This window comes from Solwaraspora sp. WMMA2056, assembly GCF_030345095.1.
Taxonomy (GTDB): domain Bacteria; phylum Actinomycetota; class Actinomycetes; order Mycobacteriales; family Micromonosporaceae; genus Micromonospora_E.
This window is the reverse complement of record NZ_CP128360.1, coordinates 4563374-4582896: the sequence shown is the minus strand read 5'-3', so window position 1 is coordinate 4582896 and position 19523 is coordinate 4563374. Positions and strand designations below refer to the sequence as shown.

Below are 19523 nucleotides of genomic sequence, written 5' to 3'. Positions count from 1 at the left end.
CCGCCTCACGCCCGGAACAGATGCCGACGGATCGCCGCGACATTGCCGAAGATCCGCACCCCGAGCACCACCACGACCCCGGTCGACAGCTGCCCACCCACGCCCAACTGGTCCCCCAGGTACACGATCAGCCCCGCCACCAGCACATTCGAGATGAACGAAATCACGAACTGCTTGTCGTCGAAGATCCCGTCCAACTTGGCCCGCACCCCACCGAACACGGCGTCCAACGCCGCCACCACTGCGATCGGCAGATACGGCTGCAACACCGCCGGCACCACCGGATCGAAATAGACACCCAGCAGCATCCCGGCGAGCAACGCCAACACGGCGGTCATCGAGGGCCTCCCGAAGTCGTCACGGACGGATCAGCGCCATCGGCGGCAGGCGGACCGGACGGTGCCGCCCGGGCGTACCGCAGCTGCGGCTCCCCCGCCGCCGGCAACACCAGATCCTCGGCAGAACGTACCTCGATCGACAAACCATGCTCCGCCGAGATCATCCTGAGCAACGCCGCCACCTGGCTGGACCGGAAATCGTCGGCCAGCTGCCCCGGCCCGATCGCCGACACCTCGTACGGCCCCGTCAACGGCCGGAAGTCCACCAGGATAGCGCTGCCCGCCGCCCGGATCGTCGACGTCGACGTCAACCGCTGGCCGTTGACCGACACCGCCTCCGCCCCAGCACCCCACAAGGCGTTCGCCACATCCTGCAGGTCCCGGTCGAGCACCCGGCCCAACTCGTTCACCTGCCCCTGACCGGTCACCGGATCCACCGTCTCCGGACCGTCCGCCAACCGCACCACCACCCCGTCGCCACGGACCCGGGCCAGCCCGGCCGCAGCCTCAAGGTCACGCAGGTCAGCCGCTTGTGAACCCTCCAACGCGGCGTCGCGCTGACGGGCCACCTCGTCGCGCAACGTGTCCGCCCGCGCCTGCAGCTCGTCGGTCTCCGCCTGCCGTTGGGTGACCTGAGCGACCAGGCCGGCGCGTGCCTGCGACCGGCTCGGCTCCTCCTCGACCGTCTTCTGGTACGCCAACACCAGAAGGAAGCCCACGGCGGCCATCGACACGGCGGTCAGTCCCCGGGCGGCCCTGCGCCGCCAGCCCCGTCGTGGACCCACCGCCGCCCGCCGCGCTGCGGCATCGGCGTAGCCGGGATCCAGCGGTGTCTGGAACAGCTCCGTCAGCAGGTCGGGCACGAAGCCCCGGCCCCGGCCACCATCGACGCCACTCATGCGCGCTCCGTCCCTGTCACCCGGATCGACCGCACCAACGCGGCGGTCTGCCACACGTACAGCAGGCCGGCCAGCCAGTACAGCACCAGACCCCACCAGGCCAGCCCCCAGCCGACCGCTGCCGCGACCGTCGCCAGGGTGGTGAAGCCGAGCACCGCCGACAGCAACAGGATCGGGAAGGCCGCCAACAACACGAAGGTCGCGGTCTTGCCGACGTAGTGCACCTGCGGAGGCCCGTAACCGAACCGGCGCAGCACCACAAGGCTCCCTGCCAAGAGCACCTCACGGCCCAGCAGCGCCACGGTGAACTGCCAGGGCATCACCTCACGGACGGTGAACGCCACCAACGTGGCCAGAATGTACAGCCGGTCAGCGAGCGGATCGAGCAGCTCCCCCAGACGGGACACCTGCCGCATCCGGCGCGCGACGAACCCGTCCACCCAGTCGGTGGTACCACCGACCGCGAGCACCACGACGGCCGCGACGTCCGCCCGCTGCACCAGGAACAGGTACAGGAACAGCGGAACACCAAGCAAGCGGACAAAACTGATGAAGTTGGGAACAGTCACCACGCGCGACGCCACATCGGCCCGCGTCGACGCGGACTGCGCGGACGGACGCGACACCGACACTTCCTCTCCCCCGCCCCGACCGGCCGTCCCCCCGGAGCGGACACACAGCGGCGGCGAGCGAGCCGACGGCCCCCATCGGGTGCTGTCACCTGGCGAGCGCCACTATAACGCGCCCCTCAACGCCCCCCTGGCGACTCACCGTCGCCGTCCGGGTCCCCGCCCACCCGGCGACGCATGAACGACTGCCAGTACCCGACCATCCGGTCGACCCCGTCCACCGCCCCCACCGCCTCGGCCAGCCACCGCACCTGCTCGGGATTCCACAACCCGTCGCTGATCACCCAGCCCGCACCGCCCAACTCGTTGAGCACCTCCAGCCGACGCCCCGCCAGCACCGCGCACCGGTGCCCCGCGCCGTCGGCCACCACCGTCACCGTCGGACCGGCGACCGGCGGCTGCGACCCCTGCGCTGGTGCGACCGTGTGGACGAAGTACAGGTAGCCGTACTCCCAGCGTTCCTCCGTCGGTGTGCCGACCCCCGCCGGCGGCGCCAACCGCTGTCGATCGTCGTCAGACACCCCACGGGGCTACCCGCCGGACCAGTCGGCAAACCGCCGCCGCCCCGGGCGGCGGAGCCAGGTCACCTGCGACCCCTTGCCACGGAACCTCAATCGATCATGCTTGGATGGTCGTCATGCCGCCTGACCTCGACTCAGACACCCCGGGTGGCGCGACGACGGCCGCCCGTCGGGGCAGGCGCACCCGTTGGTGCCCGGTCGCCGACCTCAGCCCGCTGGCCCGGGCGTTGCTCAGCGACGACCTCGGGGGGCGCGACGTCGTGCCCCAGCACGTCGCCGACCGGGTCAGCGCGCAGGCCGAGCAGTGGGCCGGTCACGGCTTCACCGAGCACACCGTACGGCCGTGGCGGGACCTGCCGCCCGCTGCCGCCGGGCACCTCGCCGACCGGCAGGTCGACCCCCGGGTGCTCGACCTGCCGGTCGAGGTCGTCGCAGGCGGACCACCCGTACCGTTGCGGGTCGCGATCGTCACCGGGCGGCTGCCTGCGGAACGCGCGTACCAGCTGCTGGTACTGACCGGTGAACACGTGCCGATGACGACGGCCCCGACCCGGGTCGACACGTCAGCTGCCGCCGTCCGTCCGGTAACTCCGGTGATCTTTTCGCACGCTCAGCCAGACGACGAGAGCTGAACCCTCTCTGTCGTTGATGGCGGTGGTGCACACCCTGTAGCGCGTCCTAGGACGATAGGTTGTCGGCTGTCAGTTGGCGGCAAGCAACGACCGACTGAGTTCGAGCCGTTCCTGGTGTGTCGCCGCGATCTGCTGCGCCAGCCTCCGGACGGCGGGGGGGTCGCCGACCCGCTGGTACGCCGTCGCGAGGTCCACCGACCGCTGGTGGTGACTGATCAGCAGGTCGAGGAACAACCGGTCCAGCGCTGCTCCTCCGGCCCGCGCCAACGCCGACAACTGCGCCTGCGTCGCCACCCCCGGAGTCGGTACGGGCGGCCGCGTCGACCCGCTCACCGACGACGCCGGCGAAGCGGTGGCAGGCGTGCGGAGCAGGTGCGACGCCGATGCCGACGGCTCGGCGCTCGCGGCCGACTCCCACTCACGCAACCATCCGCGCATGATCCGGATCTGGTCCCGCTGGACGCGCCCCAGCTCGGCGGCGAGCGTCTTCACCTCGTACCGACTGCCCCGGACGTCGACCATCGCCGCCATGTCCACCGACAGCTGGTGATGGACGATCATCTCGTGGAGGAACCGGACGTCGGCCGGGCTCGGGCCGTGAGCCACCTGGTCCGCCGCAACGGACGGACCACCGACCGGTGCCGTGCCGAACCGGGTCGCGCCACCACACGCCGTACCTGCCGACAGCAGTGCCAGCACCGCCACGGCGGCGAACCACCGACCTACGACCGCCATCGACTCCCCCTCGACACACGAGCGGGGGGTGCCGCGTACGGATCGAGCGTAGCCGCGAAGCGGATTCTCCACACAGGAACACGAAGACACCTCAGTCGACCGGGTGACACCATGGCTGTAAATGATCGATGAATCTCACTACGATCGGCGATCGGTGGACGAGTACCCACAACGACACCGTCAGTGACCGACGCCCGCCGAGGAGGCGTACCGTGACCGACGCCCGATCCGAACCGCCCCGCGCCTACCCCTTCGCGCCACCCGACCGGCTCCGGCTCGACCCCAGCTACCAGCAGATACGTCAACGGCTCCCGCTCCTGCGGGTGCAGCTGCCCTTCGGGGAACCCGCCTGGCTGGCCACCCGCTACGCCGACGTCCGCTTCGTCCTGGGCGACCCCCGGTTCTCCCGCGCCGCCAGCGTCACCCGCGACGAGCCACGGATCATCCCTCGACGAATCGAAGGCGGGGTGCTGTCGATGGATCCCCCCGAACACACCCGGCTGCGGCGGCTGGTCGCCAAGGCGTTCACCGCCCGCCGGGTCGAGCAGCTGCGCCCGCAGGCGGTCCGCTTCGCCGACGAACTGCTCACCGACATGGTCGACAAGGGCCCACCCGCCGACCTGGTGGCCGAGTTCGCCACGGCACTGCCGATCCGGGTGATCTGTGAACTGCTCGGAGTGCCGTACGCCGACCGGGACCGGTTCCACGTCTGGTCCGAGGCGATCGTCTCGACCACCTCGCTGACCCCGCAACAGGTGCAGGACTACCTGGACAACCTCTACGGCTACATCGCCGGGCTCGTCGCCCAACGCCGCCGCCAGCCCACCGACGACCTGCTGGGGGCCATGGTCGCGGCCCGCGACGCCGACGCCGACCGGCTCACCGAGACCGAACTGGTCCAGCTCGCCGCCGGTCTGCTGGCCGCCGGGCACGAAACGACGGTCACCCAGATCCCCAACTTCGTCTATCTGCTGCTGACCAACCCGGAGCAGTTCGCGGCGCTGCGCGCCGACCCCGACCGGGTGCCGGCCGCCGTCGAGGAACTGATGCGCTACGTCCCACTCGGCGTCGCCGCGGCCTTCGCCCGGTACGCCACCGCCGACGTCGACGTCGGCGGGACCCTGGTGCGTGCCGGCGAACCCGTCATCTGCTCCCTGTCGGCGGCCAACCGCGACCCGGCGGTCTTTCCCGACCCCGACGCACTCGACCTGGCACGGGAACCCAACCCGCACATCGGCTTCGGCCACGGAGTCCACCACTGCCTGGGTGCCCAGCTGGCCCGGATGGAGTTGCAGGTGGCCGTCGAGGCCGTGCTGCGGCACCTGCCCGGGCTGCGTCTGGCCGTACCCGAGGAGCAGCTGGTCTGGAAGAGCGGCCTGATCGTGCGGGGGCTGCGCAGCATGCCGGTGAGCTGGGGATGAGCGCCGCCGAGACGACCTGGCTGGTGCACGTCGACCCGCGACGTTGTGTCGGCGCCGGCATCTGCGCCGGCCTCGCGCCGCAGCGGTTCGCCATGGTCGACGGCGTCTCCCGGGCCACGGCCACCGACGTCTCCCCCGACGACGCGGTGATCGACGCCGCCGAGTCGTGCCCCGTCGAAGCGATCACCGTCCGCGACCGCGACGGTACGACGGTGGCGCCGCTGGTCTGACGTCACGTCACCGCCACGACCCCGCCGTGTGCGTCTGCGGGCGGGGTGATGAACCATTCTCCCGTCCGCGACGAACTATCTGGGGTGGGAAGTGGGACGATGCGACGACGGGTCGACCGCTGGTGGCGCCACGGCGCCTCCGGCCTGGCAGTGCTGGTGGTCAGTGGGCTGCTGGTCCTCGCCGCACCGGCGGGTCCGGCCGCCGCGCACGCCGTCCTGGTGACGGCCGACCCGGTGCCGGGGTCGGTGCTGGGCAGCGCACCGCGCCAGATCGTCCTGACCTTCAGCGAACCGGTGCGGCCGGTGACCGACCGCCTTCAGGTGCTCGCGCCCGACGGCAAACGCATCACCGACGGCACGCCGAGGGCCGAGGGCAACACCGTCGTCATCCCCGTACGGGTCCCGGACCGGCCGCTCGGCACCTACCTGGTCAGCTACCGGATCATCTCCGCGGACAGCCATCCGGTGGGCAGCGGGTACACCTACTCGGTGGGTGCGCCGTCGGCGACCGTACCGGAGATCGACGCCGACGGGCAGCAGCCGGCGGTCACCGTGGCGGTCGCGGTCAGCAAGTACGTCGGCTACCTCGGCGTGGTGCTGGTCCTCGGCCCGACGCTGCTGCTCGCCGCGCTGTGGCCGCCGGGGGTGCGGCGGCGGCCGGCGGTGCTGATGGTCCGCGTCGGGCTGGGGCTGATCGCGGCGGCAGGCGTCGCCGGGCTGTGGGTCCAGGCGCCGTACGCCACCGCGAGCGCGCTGTGGCAGGTCACCGTCGGCGATCTGACGGCGGTGCTGACCAGCGGGTACGGGCTGGCGTTGCTGGCCCGGCTGGCGGTGACGGCGGTCGTCGCTCTCCTCATCGCGCCGGTGCTGGCCGGTGCCGGCGGTCGGCGGCGGCACGCAGCGGTGGGCGCGGTGGGCGCCGTCGGCCTGGTCACCTGGCCGCTGGCGGGACATGCCGTCGCCGCACCGGTGCCGGCGGTCAGCGTCGTCGCCGACACCGTGCACGTCGCCGCCGTCGGAATCTGGGTGGGTGGGCTGGCCGTGCTCGGCGCTGTCCTGCTGCGCCACGCCCATCCCCGGGTGCTCGGCCGGATCCTGCCGGTCTGGTCACGGTGGGCGACCGTCGCGGTCTGCTGGCTGGTGCTCGCCGGCGCGGTCCAGGGGCTGATGGAAACCGCGAGCCTGACCGCGCTGCGTGACACCACCTACGGCCGGCTGCTACTGGCGAAGGTCGCCCTGACGGTGGCGTTGCTGCTGACCGCCGGGTACGCACGTCGGCTGGTCAACCGGTGGCCGACGGCCCGGTCCGGCCGGCTGCGCGGGTTGGTCGGCATCGAGGTCGCCGTGGCCGTCGCCGCGCTCGGGGTCAGCGCCGTGCTGGTGCAGACCACCCCGGGCCGCACCGCCGCCGTCGAGGCGCAGGCCCTCGGGCAGGACAGCTTCGCCCAGACGTTGACCAGTTCGCTCTACACGCTGCAGTTCGACATCTACCCGGTGCAGCTCGGCGAGTACAACACCGTCCACGCCTACGTGTACACGGCCGAGGGTGCGCCGCTACCGGTCGAGGAGTGGTCGATGACCACGGCGTTGCCGGCGGTCGGGGTCGAACCGGTCACCACGCTGCTGCTGCCCATCGACGACAACCACGCCGCCGGGTCGGTCGCCTTCCCGGTGCCGGGTGACTGGGAGGTCCGGTTCACGATCCGGCTGTCCGACATCGACCAGGCGACGGTGACCACGACGGTGCCGGTGCGGTGAGCCGCCGGGGTCCGACAGGCGGTCAGTCGGTCAGCCGCCAGCCGCTGGCACCGGCCCCGACCAGCTGGTCGGCGTCGTCGCCGGAGCCCGCTGCGGTGGTCGACCGGCGGCCGCGCCACCAGACGCCGACGGCGCCGAGCAGGGTGCCGCCGGCGAGACCGGCAAGCATCAGGGCCCACCCGGTGCCGCCGCCCGACGGGTCCACCGGTGGTGCCGCCGCCGCGTCGGTGGTGCCGCCGGGCTGACCGCCGGAGTGTCCGCCGTGCCCGGCGGCGGCTGCCGGGTCGGCCGCGGTCAAGGTCAGGACCGGGCCGGGCCGTTGCCCGTCCGGACCGCCCCAACGCACCACGGTGCCGTCGGAGTACGTCTGGGTGAGCGTGAAGTCGACCCGGTCGGCGTCGGGTAGCGGCCCGATCGACACCGACAGGCGTACGGGGTCCGTCGCGACCGGTGCCGCGGCGACCCGCTGCCAGACGATGCTCTCGGTCACATCGGTCATCATCCCGCCGTGCAGGGCCGGCAGCGGTTCGGCGAGCGTCCGGTTGGTGATCCGTGGTGCCCAGTCGTCGACGGACATCGGGTACACCTCGGCGATCGGCAGATCCGCCGGCAGGTCCAGCTGGACCTGCGTCGTGTACGCCGCCGGCCGTTCCTGCGGCAGTGCGAAGGAGAGCATGATCCCGGCACCGCGGGGTGCCGAGGTCGGCTCCATCACGACGTCGGCCGCCACGGCGACGGTGCCGGTCAGGCTGACCAGGGCCGCCGTGGCGACCAGCGCGGCGCCGCCCCGTACGACACCCGCGCGTAGCGCCCCGACCGCGCGTCGACCACTCACCATCAGCCCTGCCTCCCGTACGACGGCGGCTGCTCCCGGCCGCCGAAACCTGATCCACCAGTAGGTGGTTCGCACACCCGGGCCGGATGGTTCAATCCGCGCCGAGAATTTCTGCACCCGACGGCCCGATCGGCGACGGCGACGGACGCCGCGTAGGCCATACGTACGGCACCGCCGGCAGGTCCCCGAAACGCGGCCGGTAGTGCTGCGGGTCCTTGTGCAGCAACGCGCTGCGGTGACTCAGGTGCAGGTCGGCCCGGCCGAGCCAGTCCGGCAGGTCGCCGTCGGCGGCGAGCCGGGCCTGGGGGCGGACGGTGACGACGCCCCGGGTAGCGGCCAACTCCCGGCGCAACGTGTCCGCCACCGTGTCGGAGTGCCCCTGGCGGGTCCACTCGTGGCAGATCGTCAACCCGTACCGCACCAGGGCCTCCTCGTGGCCACGCCACATCAGCACCACCGGATGGTGCCGCCAGCCGTAGCCGGGCACGGTCAGACCACGCAGGACCTGCAACGCCTCGACCCGCTGCTTGCCGAGGCGGCGACGGTCGAGTACAGCGGCCGTGGCGGCGAAGTCCGGATACGGCAGGAAGGTCTGCATACCTGGAGGGGCTACCCGCCGGGCGAGCGGGCATGCGCGTGTGTCCCCGACCCAGTACGGGCTAACCCCGGGCTGACCCGCCGAGCGGTGTGGCTCATCCGGGACGGCCCGGCGGGCGTCATCCGGGGCCCCGGGTGTGTCGTCGGGGCGGCCGGGTACCTCGGTGCCCCGACGAGCCCCTCAGCGAGGAGGAACATGATGAAGAGGTCCGTGCTCACCCGGGCAGGCCTGCTGGCGGGACTGACCGCCGTCGCACTGCTGCCGGCCACCGCCGGCGCGGCGGCCCCCTCCGAAGCCGACAGCGAGTACCTGCGCACCATTCACCAGGTCAACCTGACCGCCATCGAAGCCGGGCAGCTGGCTCAGGACGAGCAGGGCGCCGACCAGGGCGTGAAGGACATCGGCGGTGAGATGGTCACCGACCACACGCAGCTCGACGAGGAGGTCACCCGGGTCGCCGGTGAGGTCGACGTGACGCTGCCGGACACACCCACCCAGCAGCAGCAGGACCTCATCTCGCGGCTGCAGGGCCTGGACGCCAGCGAGTTCGACACGGCGTTCGTGGAGAGTCAACTGGTGGGCTACGCCGCCGCCGTCGACCTGACCAACGCCGAGATCGCCCAGGGCTCCGACGAGCGGGTGGTCAACCTGGCGCAGGAGGCGCTGCCGGTGCTCAACGAGCTGTACGCGGCGCTGCAGAACCTGGCCGCGCAGCTGGGGCTGCCGACGTCGCCGAGCCCCGGGGTGAGCCCGACCGTGAGCCCGACGGCGCCTGGAACGCCGTCGCCGCAGCCGACGGTCGAGCCGACGCTGCCGGCACCGACGGACAGTCCCGGTACGCCGGTCCCGGCGCAGAGCTGAACCGACCGGCCGGTCCGGGTGTGACAGGGCTGGTCCGGTCCGGGTGTGAGCGGTCATCGCCCGGGCGGTGGGGCGCGGACGTCCCCACCGCCCGGGCGTCAGACACCGACAAGGGGGGGCACGTAGATGAGCGACGCCGACGACGAGGGCGGCGGCGGGGACACCGTGGGTGGGCCCGACGACAACGTCACCTCGGGTGAGGACGACGCCGGGGCGGTCGAACCGGCCGACACCGGCGACGCGGCACCGGACGACGGCCTCGCCGACGAACCGGCCGAGCCGTGGTAGTCCGCGCCGTGGGGGTCCGTCGAGACGTGCGGCCGCGCCGGTCGACGGCGATGTCCGCACACTGCGCGACAGGGGTGGCACAACGAACGTACATACCGTAACGTGACGGCTCACACACCGCCCTGGGCGTCGGTCACCGATGTCCTCCGGTGTATCCCTCCCCGCACCCGTCGCCACCCGACCGGAGGCCCGACGTGGATTTCGTCATCACCAAGAGTTTTCAGGGGCCCACGGTACGACTCGCGTTGCACGGCGAGCTCGATCTCGCCACAGCGGGCGAGGTCCGTGACGCGGTCACCGCGATCCTGGCCCGGTCCACGCCGGCCCGGATCGTGCTCGACCTCAAACTGGTCAGCTTCATCGACTCGACCGGCATCGGCAGTCTGGTCGCCTGTCATCAGGCGGCCTCGGTCAGTGGCAGTCGGCTCGAGCTGGAGAACCTCAGTGGGTTCGCCCGTCGGCAGCTGTGGGCGACCGGTCTGCTCGGGCTGTTCGGGTTCCCCGCCGGGGCGTCGGTCACCGACCCGGCCGTTCCGAGGTGAGTCCCTCGGGCGCCGCCACGACGGCGCCCGAGGGTCAGAGCACCTGCCCGAGCTGGGTGTGCCGGTGTCGCAGCCGTTTGCGGGACCAGCGGGTCTCCACCACGAGCAGGTAGCCGGTGGTGATCAGGCCGGGGTGGTAGCCGGTGGTGGCGAAGCCCCACTGCGCCGCCAGGTTCTCCGCGCGCCGCAGCAGGTTGTCCACGTCGTGCAGGGTGAACTTCAACCGGCGTACGGCGGTGCCGACCACGGCGCGGCGGACCGGCACGGCGCGGCGCGCCTCGATGTCGCGGACGTCGACCGCCTCGCCGAACTCGTACCGGACGATGCGGTCGACCTCGTCGGCGGTGACCGGTTCGCGTCCGCCGGCGGTCAGCCGGGCCGCCGCGTCGGCGAAAAAGCGCAGCTCCGTGGGCTGGAAGCCGCTGCGGGTCAACTGGTCGATGACGGTCACGAACGCGCCTTCGACGACGCCGAACAGGGCGGTGGGGTCCGTTCCGGCACCCCGGCGTTCGAGCTGTGCGGTGAGCCAGGAGTGCCCGAGTACCGAGGCGCGCAGGTGGTAGCCCTCAAGCGTGGTCAGCAACTTCGTGCCCTCCCCGGACGACGCCCGCCGGAACCGGACGGAAAGCCCACGCCGGACAGCGGGGGCGGTATCCGCCGACCGTTCATCAAATCAGACCCGAACGGTACCGCGTACCGCATGTCCGGCGGAACGCCGGGATCGGTTCAGCAACCAACTGTTTGATTGATCCGTCACCCGAGGGCGGGTCCGCCGACAGCGTAGCGAGATCCACTGCGCGGGTCGGGGCGGGATCTCGCTGTACGGAACGACCGGGCTCCCCGGCGACCCACCGTGCCGGGTACCCGGTGCCGGCTCAACTGGGCGAGCCGTGGCTGATCTGGCAGGATGGGTTCGCATGTGCGGACTTGCGGGAGAGTTGCGCCGCGACGGGTCCCGTGCCGACATCGGCGCGGTGGAACGGATGGCGGCCACGATGAGTGACCGCGGACCCGACGAAGGCGGATCGTGGTCGAACGGCGGCGTGGCCTTCGGGCATCGAAGACTCAAGATCATTGACCTGTCGGCGGCCAGCAACCAGCCGATCGTCGACTCCGCCGCCGGGTTGACCGCGATTTTCAACGGCTGCATCTACAACTACCGTGAGCTACGGGAACAGCTGCAGGCGCGCGGTCACCGCTTCTTCTCCCAGGGCGACAGCGAGGTCGTCGTGAAGGCGTACGCCGAATGGGGCGTCGACTTCGTCGACCACCTGGTGGGGATGTTCGCCGTCGCGATCACCGAACGCGACACCGGCCGGCTGGTGCTGGCCCGGGACCGGCTGGGCATCAAACCGCTGTACGTCGACGAACGCCCCGGCCTGGTCCGCTTCGCCAGCACCCTGCCGGCGTTGCTGGCCGGCGGCGACGTCGACACCAGCATCGACCCGGTCGCGCTCGCCCACTATCTGAGCTTCCACAGCGTGGTACCGCCGCCGCGGACGATCCTCGCCGGCGTCCGCAAGCTACCGCCGGCGACGGTCCGGGTCTACCAGCCCGACGGCCGCGTCGACGAACGGGTCTACTGGGACCCGCCGTTCACCCGCGACCCGGCGCGCGCCGACTGGTCCGCGACGGACTGGCAGGACGCCCTGCTCGACTCGTTGACCACTGCGGTCCGGCGCCGGATGGTCGCCGACGTACCCGTCGGTGTGCTGCTCTCCGGTGGACTGGACTCCAGCCTGGTGGTGGCGCTCCTGGCCGAGCAGGGCCAACGCGGCCTGGCCACCTTCTCCATCGGCTTCGACGCCGTCGGCGGCCGCGAGGGCGACGAGTTCGTCTACTCCGACCTGGTCGCCCAGCGGTTCGACACCGACCACCACCAGATCCGGGTGGCCGCACGGGACCTGGTGCCGCCGCTGGAGGCAGCGGTCGCGGCGATGAGCGAACCGATGGTCAGCCACGACTGCGTCGCCTTCTACCTGCTCAGCGAGGTGGTCGCCGAACACCTGAAGGTGGTGCAGTCGGGGCAGGGTGCCGACGAGATCCTCGGCGGCTACCACTGGTACCCACCGTTGGCCGAGGTCGGCCGCGACAGCGCGCTCGACACGTACGCCCGGTCGTTCTTCGACCGCGACGCCGCCGGGCTCGCCCGGGTGCTCAACCCCGACCACCTCACCGGCGGCGACCCGGCCCGCGAGTTCGTCGCCGCCCACCTGGCCCGCCCGGGTGCGCAGCAGGCCGTCGACGCCGGACTGCGGATCGACACCACGGTGATGCTCGTCGACGACCCCGTCAAACGGGTCGACAACATGACCATGGCGCACGGCCTCGAGGCCCGGGTGCCGTTCCTCGACCACGAGTTCGTCGAGCTGGCCGCCACCTGCCCACCGGAGCTCAAACTCGCCCAGGGCGGCAAAGGTGTCCTCAAGGACATCGGACGTCGGGTGCTGCCGTGGGAGGTGATCGACCGGCCGAAGGGCTACTTCCCGGTGCCGGGCCTGACCCATCTGGAGGGCAAACTGCTCGACCGGGTCCGCGACGCGCTGCACGCCCCGGCGGCCCGCCACCGCGGCCTGTTCCGCGACGCCTACGTCGACGGGCTGCTGCGCGACCCCAACGCCGAACTGACCCCGCTGCGCGGCAACAAGCTGTGGCAACTCGGACTGCTGGAGATGTGGCTGCAGAGTCATGGCATCGACTGACGAGACGAACACCGCCCGACCCGACAGTGACCCGGCACCACCCCGACGGGAACGCATCGGCCCCGGCGGGGACCCGATCGTCGCGGGCGACCCACCGGCGCCCGACGGCACCGCAGCCGCGTCGACGCCCGCCGACGCCGACAGCGCCGACGTCATCCTCGAGTGCGGCTGGGGCCGGCTGGTGTTCGGCCAGACCTTCGACGACCCGGCCGAGGTCGCCGACGTGCTGCGCTCCGAGGCCGCCGGATCCCGTGACATCTGCATCTACCTGCCCGACCCACACGTACTGGTGTCGCGGCTGCCCGACGAGCTGTTCATCGACCCGTCGTTGACCTTCCGGCTGGACCTGACCGGCATCAGCGCGCCGACGGCACCGGAGCCGGGCCTACGGATCCGGCTGCTACGCGACGACGCCGACGCCGACGCCGTCAACCGGATCTACGCCCACAACGGGATGGTGACCGCCCCGGTCGACACCCTGGTGGACAACGCCGCCACCGACCGGTTCGTCCACCTGGTCGCCGAGTCGGTCACCGGCCAGCTCGTCGGCACCGTCACCGGCGTCGACCACGTCGCGGTCTTCGACGACCCGGACAACGGATCCAGCCTGTGGTGCCTGACCGTGGACCCACTGCACGCGCCGCCCGGGACCGGACAGGCGCTGCTGCTGGAGCTGGCCGGGCGGCTCGCCGACCGGGGCCGGCGCTACGTCGACCTGTCGGTGCTGGCTGACAACGACGGTGCGATCCGGCTGTACGAACGCCTCGGCTTCGAACGCACCCCCACGTTGTGCGTCAAACGCAAGAACCCGATCAACGAACGGCTGTTCCTGGCCAGCATGCCCGACGGCTACGACGACCTGAACCCGTACGCCCAGATCGTCGCCGACGAGGCGATGCGCCGCGGGATCCGGGTCGAGGTGATCGACGCCCCCTGGGGTGAGCTGCGACTGACCCACGGTGCCCGCACCGTGGTCACCCGCGAGTCACTGTCCGAGCTCACCTCGGCGGTGGCGATGAGCCGGTGCGACGACAAACGGGTGACCCGTCGGGTGCTCGTCGACGCCGGGCTGCGGGTACCGCGCGGTCGCACCGCCACCGCCGACGCCGCCGACGAGGCGTTCCTCACCGAGGTCGGCGAGGTCGTGGTCAAACCCGCCCGTGGCGAACAGGGCACCGGTATCACCGTCGGCGTGACCGACGCCGCCGCGCTACGCGACGCGGTCGCCCTGGCCCGCCGGCACTGCCCCGACGTGCTGATCGAGCAGCGGCACCGGGGCGAGGACCTGCGGGTGCTGGTGATCGACCACGAGGTGGTCGCGGCGGCGGTCCGGCGACCCGCCGCGGTCACCGGCGACGGCGTACACACCGTCGCCGAGCTCGTCCGACGGCAGAGCCGGCGGCGGGCGGCGGCCACCGGCGGCGAGTCGAAGATCCCACTGGACGATCTCACCCGGGAGGTGGTCGCCGAGGCCGGCTACGCCATGGACGACGTGCTACCAGCCGGTGAGGTGCTCACCGTACGGCGTACCGCGAACCTGCACACCGGTGGCACCATCCACGACGTCACCGACCGGCTGCACCCCGTCCTGGCGGAGGCGTGCGTCGCGGCGAGCCGGGCCCTGGCCATCCCGGTCACCGGAATGGACCTGCTGGTGTCCGCTCCCGATCAGCCCGATCACGTGTTCATCGAGGCCAACGAACGCCCCGGTCTGGCCAACCACGAGCCGCAACCGACCGCCGAACGCTTCATCGACCTGCTGTTCCCCGGCACCAGCGCACCGCAGCGCAGATGGTCGCCGGCCGGGCCCGGCGGGGCGGCGGCGACGCCGTGATCGGCGACGGTACGGTCTTGGCATGCCGGCCGACCCGAACGCCCCCGCCCCACTGAAACTCGACCTGGACTACCTGCAGCAGGTGCTGCTCGAGTTGCTGGACATCCCGAGCCCGTCCGGCCGCACCGATCATGTGCAGCAGTACGTCGGGGAGCGGCTGTCCGCGTTGGGTATCCCGTTCACCGTCACCCGGCGCGGCGCGCTCAGCGCCTCGCTGTGCGGTCCGCGCACCACCGGCGCGGACCGGGCCATCGTGGTGCACACCGACACCATCGGCGGAATGGTCAAACGGCTCAAGGAAAACGGCCGGCTCGAGCTCAAGCAGATCGGCACCCACAGCGCCCGCTTCGCCGAAGGCGCCCACGTGCGGATCTTCACCGACGAACTGGACCGGGTGATCACCGGTCAGGTGCTGCCGTTGAAGGCCAGTGGGCACCGCTACAACGAGGGTGTCGACCTGCAGGGCGTCGGCTGGGAGCAGGTCGAGGTCCGCATCGACGAACCGGTCGACGACATCGCCGGGCTGCGGGCCCTCGGCATCGACGTCGGCGACTTCGCCGCGATCCTGCCGGTGCCGACGATCACCCCGAGCGGGTACGTCAAGTCCCGGCACCTCGACGACAAGGCCGGCGTCGCGTCGGTACTGACGGCCGTGAAGGCGATGGTCGACGCCGGCCGGCAGCCACCGGTGACCGCACACCTGCTGATCACCTGCACCGAGGAGGTCGGCCACGGGGCCAGCCACGGTCTCGACCCCGACGTGGCTGAGATCGTCTCGGTCGACGCGGCGGTCGTCGCCCCGGGGCAGCAGTCCCGCGAGGACGCCGCGACCCTGGCGATGGGTGACGGCGTCGGCCCGTTCGACTACCACCTGACCCGCAAGCTGGCCGGGCTCGCCGCCGAACACGACGTCGACCTCGTTCGTGACGTGTTCGACTACTACCGCTCCGACGTGGCGGCGGCGGTGGAGGCCGGCGCGCACGCCCGTGTCGCGCTGCTGGGCTTCGGGGTGGACGCCACCCACGGTCACGAACGCACCCACCTGGACGGGCTGCGGCATCTCACCCAACTGCTCTGCCTGTACCTGCAGAGCGAGCTGGTGTTCCCCGAGTGGGACGCCGAGCCCGACGGCGATCTGGCGGACTTCCCCTCGCTGGCGGTACAGCCGGCCCAGGAGGCAGGGCCCCGGGAAGGGCCGATCGGCGTGGTGTGAGGCGGTCAGCGGCGGGGCGGTCGAGGCCGGCGAGGCGGCCGCCGCCCGCTCGTCGACCAGCGGACCCCCTGCCGCCAACGAACCGCCCGACCCGGTTCCGCACCGGCCCGGGCGGCGGTAGGTTCGACACCTGGGTTACGACGATGTTCCAGGAGGATTCCGATGGGCCAGCAGGTACGGGGGGTGATCTCCCGGAGCACCGGCATCCCGGTCGAGGTCGCCACGATCGTCGTTCCCGATCCCGGACCGGGTGAGGCGGTGGTACGGATCCAGGCGTGCGGGGTCTGCCACACGGACCTGCACTACCGCGAGGGCGGCATCAGCGACGACTACCCGTTCCTACTCGGCCACGAGGCGGCCGGCGTGATTGAACAGGTCGGCGACGGAGTCACCGACGTGGCCCCCGGCGACTTCGTGGTGCTCAACTGGCGGGCGGTCTGCGGCACCTGCCGGGCCTGCCTACGGGGCCGGCCCTGGTACTGCTTCGCCACCCACAACGCGACCCGGAAGATGACCCTCACCGACGGCACGGTCCTGTCCCCCGCGCTGGGCATCGGCGCGTTCGCCGAGAAGACGCTGGTCCACGCGGGCCAGTGCACCAAAGTCGACCCCGCAGCCCGGCCGGCCGCCGTCGGGCTGCTCGGCTGCGGGGTGATGGCCGGCCTCGGCGCGGCGATCAACACCGGCGGCGTCGGCCGGGGCGACTCGGTCGCGGTGATCGGCTGCGGCGGGGTCGGCGACGGCGCCATCGCCGGTGCCGCGCTCGCCGGCGCGACGACGATCGTCGCCGTCGACACCGACCCCCGCAAACTGGACTGGGCGCGCGGCTTCGGCGCCACCCACACCGTCGACGCCCGCACCGAGGACGTGGTCGCCCGGATCCAGGCGCTGACCGGCGGACACGGTGCCGACGTCGTCATCGACGCCGTCGGGCGACCGGAAACCTGGAAACAGGCATTCTACGCCCGTGACCTGGCCGGGACCGTCGTCCTGGTGGGTGTGCCCACCCCGCAGATGCGCGTCGAGCTACCGCTGCTGGACGTGTTCGGTCGCGGCGGCGCGCTCAAGTCCAGCTGGTACGGCGACTGCCTGCCCTCGCGTGACTTCCCGATGCTCACCGAGCTGTACCGGCAGGGGCGGCTGGACCTGGACGCCTTCGTCACCGAGGAGATCTCCCTCGACCAGGTGGAGGAGGCGTTCACCAAGATGCACCACGGTGACGTGCTGCGCTCGGTGGTGATCTTCTGATGCCGGCCCGGATCGACCACACCGTCACCTCGGGGACGTTCAGCCTCGACGGGCAGACCTTCGACGTCGACAACAACGTCTGGGTGATCGGCGACGACACCGAATGCGTCGTCCTGGACGCGCCACACGACGTCGACGCGATCCGTACCGTGATCGGCGACCGCACCGTCGCTGCGATCATCGCCACGCACGCCCACGACGACCACGTCCGGAAGGCGCCGGCGCTGGCCGACGTCACCGGCGCGCCGGTGCTGCTGCACCCCGCCGACCGGGTGCTGTGGGACCAGGTCCACCCGGGCCGCGCGCCGGACGGTGAACTGGCCGACGGTCAGCTCATCGCCGTCGCCGGCACCGTCCTGCAGGTGCTGCACACCCCGGGGCACAGTCCCGGGGCCTGCTGCCTGTACGCCGCCGACCTCGGCGTGGTCTTCACCGGGGACACCCTGTTCGCCGGCGGACCCGGTGCCACCGGCCGCTCCTACAGCGATTTCGGCACCATCGTCACGTCGATCCAGGATCGGCTGCTCGGGCTGCCCGCCGCAACGGTGGTGCACACCGGGCACGGCGACAGCACCACGATCGGGGCCGAGGCACCCCAGCTCGACGAATGGCTCGCCCGCGGGCACTGACCGGCACCACCGGCGACGCACCTGTGAGCGGTCAGCTGATCGCCCGTAGGTGCCGCCGGTCGCCGCGGCCCGGTGCGGCCATCGCCGCGACCAGGTCCTCCCGGGCCCGGGCGACCCGCGACCGAATGGTGCCGACCGGGCAGTCGCACACCTCGGCGGCCTCCGCGTAGCTCAGCCCGAGCACCTGGGTGGCCACGAACGCCTCCCGACGGTCCACCTCCAGGGTGGCGAGCAACTGCTCGAGAACGACGGCGTCCTCGAAGCGTGCGCCGCGCCCGGCAGTGGTGCTCTCCGCGACCGCCTGCCAGTCGTCGAGGTCGGCGACCCTCGGCCGGGCCATCGCCGACCGGACGTGGTCGACCGCGACCCGGCGGGCGATCGACAGCAGCCAGGTCCGCGCGGTCGACCGGGCGGCGAACCTCGGCAACGACCGCATCGCCCGCAGGTAGGTCTCCTGGGTGAGGTCCTCGGCGTCGCCGCTGCCGGCCAGGTGGGCGAGGAACCGCTGCACGTGCGGCTGGGTGGCACGGATGAACGCGGTGGCTGCGGCCCGGTCCCCGTCGCGGGCGGCAAGAGCCCACCTGGTCACCTGGTCGTCGTCCGATCCGGCGTGCGGCATGACCGCAAGGGTATCCGCACCGCACCGTCGGCGACAGACCGCCTCGCCGGGACCTGTCGGCGGGCGGAAACCTGACCCCGCCGGGAACCGTCCCGGCCGGTGGGCCGACTATTGACATGTGGGGTGCGCGGACTATCGAGAGTTGCTGTCGGCTGAACTCGACGGGGAGGCCGACCAGGCGGAGACGGCAGCGGCCCAGGGCCACCTGGCCGGCTGCCCGCAGTGCCGGACCTGGTACGCCGACGCCAGCGAGGTGACGGTCCTCGCCCGCCGTACCGGACCGCTGCCGCTCGGCGTGGTCGACGACGCAGTCCTGGCGGCGTTGCCGACGCCCCGGCGGCTGACCGCTGACCACCTCACCCTCGTCCTGCGGTACGCCCTGGGACTTCTCGGTGTCGCCCAGTTCCTGCTCGGCGCGGCCCAGATCGGTGGGGTCGCCGACGGCCACCTGCACGTACCAGACGCGGTCGGTGGGACCGCGCCGAACCACCTGTGGCACGAGTCGGCGGCCTGGAACGTCGCGCTGGGTGCCGGGTTCGCCTGGATCGCGCTGCGGCGGACCCGGCCGGCGGGGATCCTGCCCACCCTGACCGCGTTCGTCGCGGTGCTGGCACTGCTGTCGGTCAACGACGCGATCACCGGCCGGGTCGACTACCCCCGGCTGCTCAGCCACGGCCTGGTGGTCATGGGCTATCTGCTGCTGCTCACGCTCGGCCGGCTCGGACGCGACCCCGACACGCCGGTGCACGGTACGCCACGGGGGCGGTCCCGGTGGCGGGTGCACCTCGACGACGAGACGCCCGCAGCCAGCCAGCGGGTGCCGCTGCGGCTGGTCGGCGACGCCTCGCTGTCGGTCCGGCCGGACCGACAGCGCGACCGCGCCGCCTGATCCGGTCCGGTGCCGATCCCCACAACCCGGACAGCTGTCAGGCAACAGACAGAATCCGATAGATGACTTAGGGTAGCTTGCCGCGCGGGCGTCGCCAGCCGG

22 protein-coding genes are annotated in these 19523 nt (G+C 72.0%); 13 read left to right on the top strand and 9 right to left on the bottom strand.

The genetic code is table 11. The features are described from left to right. Nucleotides 1-5 precede the first annotated feature (5 nt). The 4 genes from O7608_RS20630 to O7608_RS20615 all read right to left on the bottom strand — a co-directional run bounded on the left by O7608_RS20630 (nt 6) and on the right by O7608_RS20615 (nt 2387). Nucleotides 6-338 carry a small basic family protein gene (locus O7608_RS20630; RefSeq protein WP_282227308.1) on the bottom strand — a complete coding sequence of 111 codons (333 nt, stop codon included), beginning with the start codon at nt 336-338 and terminating at the stop codon, nt 6-8. Beyond that, on the bottom strand, nt 335-1237 hold the full coding sequence (locus O7608_RS20625) for a DUF881 domain-containing protein (RefSeq protein ID WP_289206172.1): 903 nt from the start codon (nt 1235-1237) through the stop codon (nt 335-337). Before O7608_RS20625 ends, O7608_RS20630 begins: the two co-directional genes overlap by 4 nt. Next, a complete protein-coding gene (clsA, locus tag O7608_RS20620; RefSeq protein ID WP_289206171.1) occupies nt 1234-1863 on the bottom strand; it encodes a cardiolipin synthase ClsA in 630 nt (209 codons plus the stop codon). The genes O7608_RS20625 and clsA overlap by 4 nt, the downstream gene beginning before the upstream one ends. A 122-nt stretch (nt 1864-1985) precedes the next feature. Beyond that, nucleotides 1986-2387, bottom strand: a complete 402-nt coding sequence (locus O7608_RS20615) for a hypothetical protein (protein WP_289206170.1) — start codon at nt 2385-2387, stop codon at nt 1986-1988. Nucleotides 2388-2494: 107 nt separating this feature from the next. Here O7608_RS20615 and O7608_RS20610 point away from each other — a divergent pair, with 107 nt between their 5' ends. Next, nucleotides 2495-3019, top strand: a complete 525-nt coding sequence (locus tag O7608_RS20610) for a hypothetical protein (RefSeq protein ID WP_289206169.1) — start codon at nt 2495-2497, stop codon at nt 3017-3019. 69 nt (nt 3020-3088) lie between these two features. On the opposite strand, the gene O7608_RS20605 is transcribed toward O7608_RS20610, so the two are convergent. Beyond that, nucleotides 3089-3754 (bottom strand): DUF305 domain-containing protein, encoded by a 666-nt coding sequence (locus O7608_RS20605; RefSeq protein ID WP_289206168.1) that lies wholly within the window; start codon nt 3752-3754, stop codon nt 3089-3091. A 212-nt stretch (nt 3755-3966) separates the two neighbouring features. On the opposite strand from O7608_RS20605, the gene O7608_RS20600 reads away from it, so the two are divergent. From O7608_RS20600 to O7608_RS20590, 3 genes are all read left to right on the top strand, one after another. Then, nucleotides 3967-5175, top strand: a complete 1209-nt coding sequence (locus O7608_RS20600) for a cytochrome P450 (protein WP_289206167.1) — start codon at nt 3967-3969, stop codon at nt 5173-5175. Further along, nucleotides 5172-5405 (top strand): ferredoxin, encoded by a 234-nt coding sequence (locus tag O7608_RS20595; protein ID WP_289206166.1) that lies wholly within the window; start codon nt 5172-5174, stop codon nt 5403-5405. The genes O7608_RS20600 and O7608_RS20595 overlap by 4 nt, the downstream gene beginning before the upstream one ends. A 99-nt stretch (nt 5406-5504) precedes the next feature. Then, nucleotides 5505-7163, top strand: coding sequence for a copper resistance CopC/CopD family protein (locus O7608_RS20590; RefSeq protein WP_289206165.1), 1659 nt, complete (start codon nt 5505-5507; stop codon nt 7161-7163). A 22-nt stretch (nt 7164-7185) separates the two neighbouring features. On the opposite strand, the gene O7608_RS20585 is transcribed toward O7608_RS20590, so the two are convergent. Beyond that, nucleotides 7186-8001, bottom strand: a complete 816-nt coding sequence (locus O7608_RS20585) for a DUF1775 domain-containing protein (protein WP_289206164.1) — start codon at nt 7999-8001, stop codon at nt 7186-7188. A gap of 88 nt (nt 8002-8089) precedes the next feature. Beyond that, nucleotides 8090-8596: an MSMEG_6728 family protein gene (locus tag O7608_RS20580; RefSeq protein WP_289206163.1), complete on the bottom strand. Its 507-nt coding sequence runs from the start codon at nt 8594-8596 to the stop codon at nt 8090-8092. Between the two features lie 195 nt (nt 8597-8791). Between O7608_RS20580 and O7608_RS20575 the strand changes: the two genes are divergently transcribed. The 3 genes from O7608_RS20575 (at nt 8792) to O7608_RS20565 (ending at nt 10287) form a co-directional block, all read left to right on the top strand. Then, nucleotides 8792-9457 carry a DUF4142 domain-containing protein gene (locus O7608_RS20575; RefSeq protein WP_289206162.1) on the top strand — a complete coding sequence of 222 codons (666 nt, stop codon included), beginning with the start codon at nt 8792-8794 and terminating at the stop codon, nt 9455-9457. Between the two features lie 126 nt (nt 9458-9583). Then, nucleotides 9584-9745: a hypothetical protein gene (locus tag O7608_RS20570; RefSeq protein WP_289206161.1), complete on the top strand. Its 162-nt coding sequence runs from the start codon at nt 9584-9586 to the stop codon at nt 9743-9745. 194 nt (nt 9746-9939) lie between these two features. Then, nucleotides 9940-10287: an STAS domain-containing protein gene (locus O7608_RS20565; RefSeq protein ID WP_289206160.1), complete on the top strand. Its 348-nt coding sequence runs from the start codon at nt 9940-9942 to the stop codon at nt 10285-10287. A 34-nt stretch (nt 10288-10321) separates the two neighbouring features. On the opposite strand, the gene O7608_RS20560 is transcribed toward O7608_RS20565, so the two are convergent. Beyond that, entirely contained in the window at nt 10322-10870 is a 549-nt protein-coding gene (locus O7608_RS20560) for a hypothetical protein (protein ID WP_289206159.1), read from the bottom strand. Nucleotides 10871-11204: 334 nt separating this feature from the next. Between O7608_RS20560 and O7608_RS20555 the strand changes: the two genes are divergently transcribed. The 5 genes from O7608_RS20555 (at nt 11205) to O7608_RS20535 (ending at nt 17913) form a co-directional block, all read left to right on the top strand. Beyond that, a complete protein-coding gene (locus O7608_RS20555) occupies nt 11205-12989 on the top strand; it encodes an N-acetylglutaminylglutamine amidotransferase (RefSeq protein WP_289206158.1) in 1785 nt (594 codons plus the stop codon). Continuing rightward, nucleotides 12976-14823, top strand: a complete 1848-nt coding sequence (gene ngg, locus O7608_RS20550; RefSeq protein ID WP_289206157.1) for an N-acetylglutaminylglutamine synthetase — start codon at nt 12976-12978, stop codon at nt 14821-14823. The genes O7608_RS20555 and ngg overlap by 14 nt, the downstream gene beginning before the upstream one ends. Before the next feature lie 22 nt (nt 14824-14845). Continuing rightward, a complete protein-coding gene (locus O7608_RS20545; RefSeq protein WP_282227292.1) occupies nt 14846-16036 on the top strand; it encodes an osmoprotectant NAGGN system M42 family peptidase in 1191 nt (396 codons plus the stop codon). Between the two features lie 162 nt (nt 16037-16198). Continuing rightward, the gene (locus O7608_RS20540; protein ID WP_289206156.1) at nt 16199-17284 is read left to right on the top strand and encodes an S-(hydroxymethyl)mycothiol dehydrogenase; all 1086 of its coding nucleotides are present in this window, start codon (nt 16199-16201) and stop codon (nt 17282-17284) included. Beyond that, entirely contained in the window at nt 17284-17913 is a 630-nt protein-coding gene (locus O7608_RS20535; protein ID WP_289206155.1) for an MBL fold metallo-hydrolase, read from the top strand. The genes O7608_RS20540 and O7608_RS20535 overlap by 1 nt, the downstream gene beginning before the upstream one ends. Before the next feature lie 31 nt (nt 17914-17944). Here the strand turns inward: O7608_RS20535 and O7608_RS20530 are convergent, their stop codons facing one another. Beyond that, the gene (locus O7608_RS20530) at nt 17945-18532 is read right to left on the bottom strand and encodes a sigma-70 family RNA polymerase sigma factor (RefSeq protein ID WP_289206154.1); all 588 of its coding nucleotides are present in this window, start codon (nt 18530-18532) and stop codon (nt 17945-17947) included. A 118-nt stretch (nt 18533-18650) separates the two neighbouring features. On the opposite strand from O7608_RS20530, the gene O7608_RS20525 reads away from it, so the two are divergent. Further along, entirely contained in the window at nt 18651-19421 is a 771-nt protein-coding gene (locus O7608_RS20525) for a zf-HC2 domain-containing protein (RefSeq protein ID WP_289206153.1), read from the top strand. Nucleotides 19422-19523: the final 102 nt, after the last annotated feature.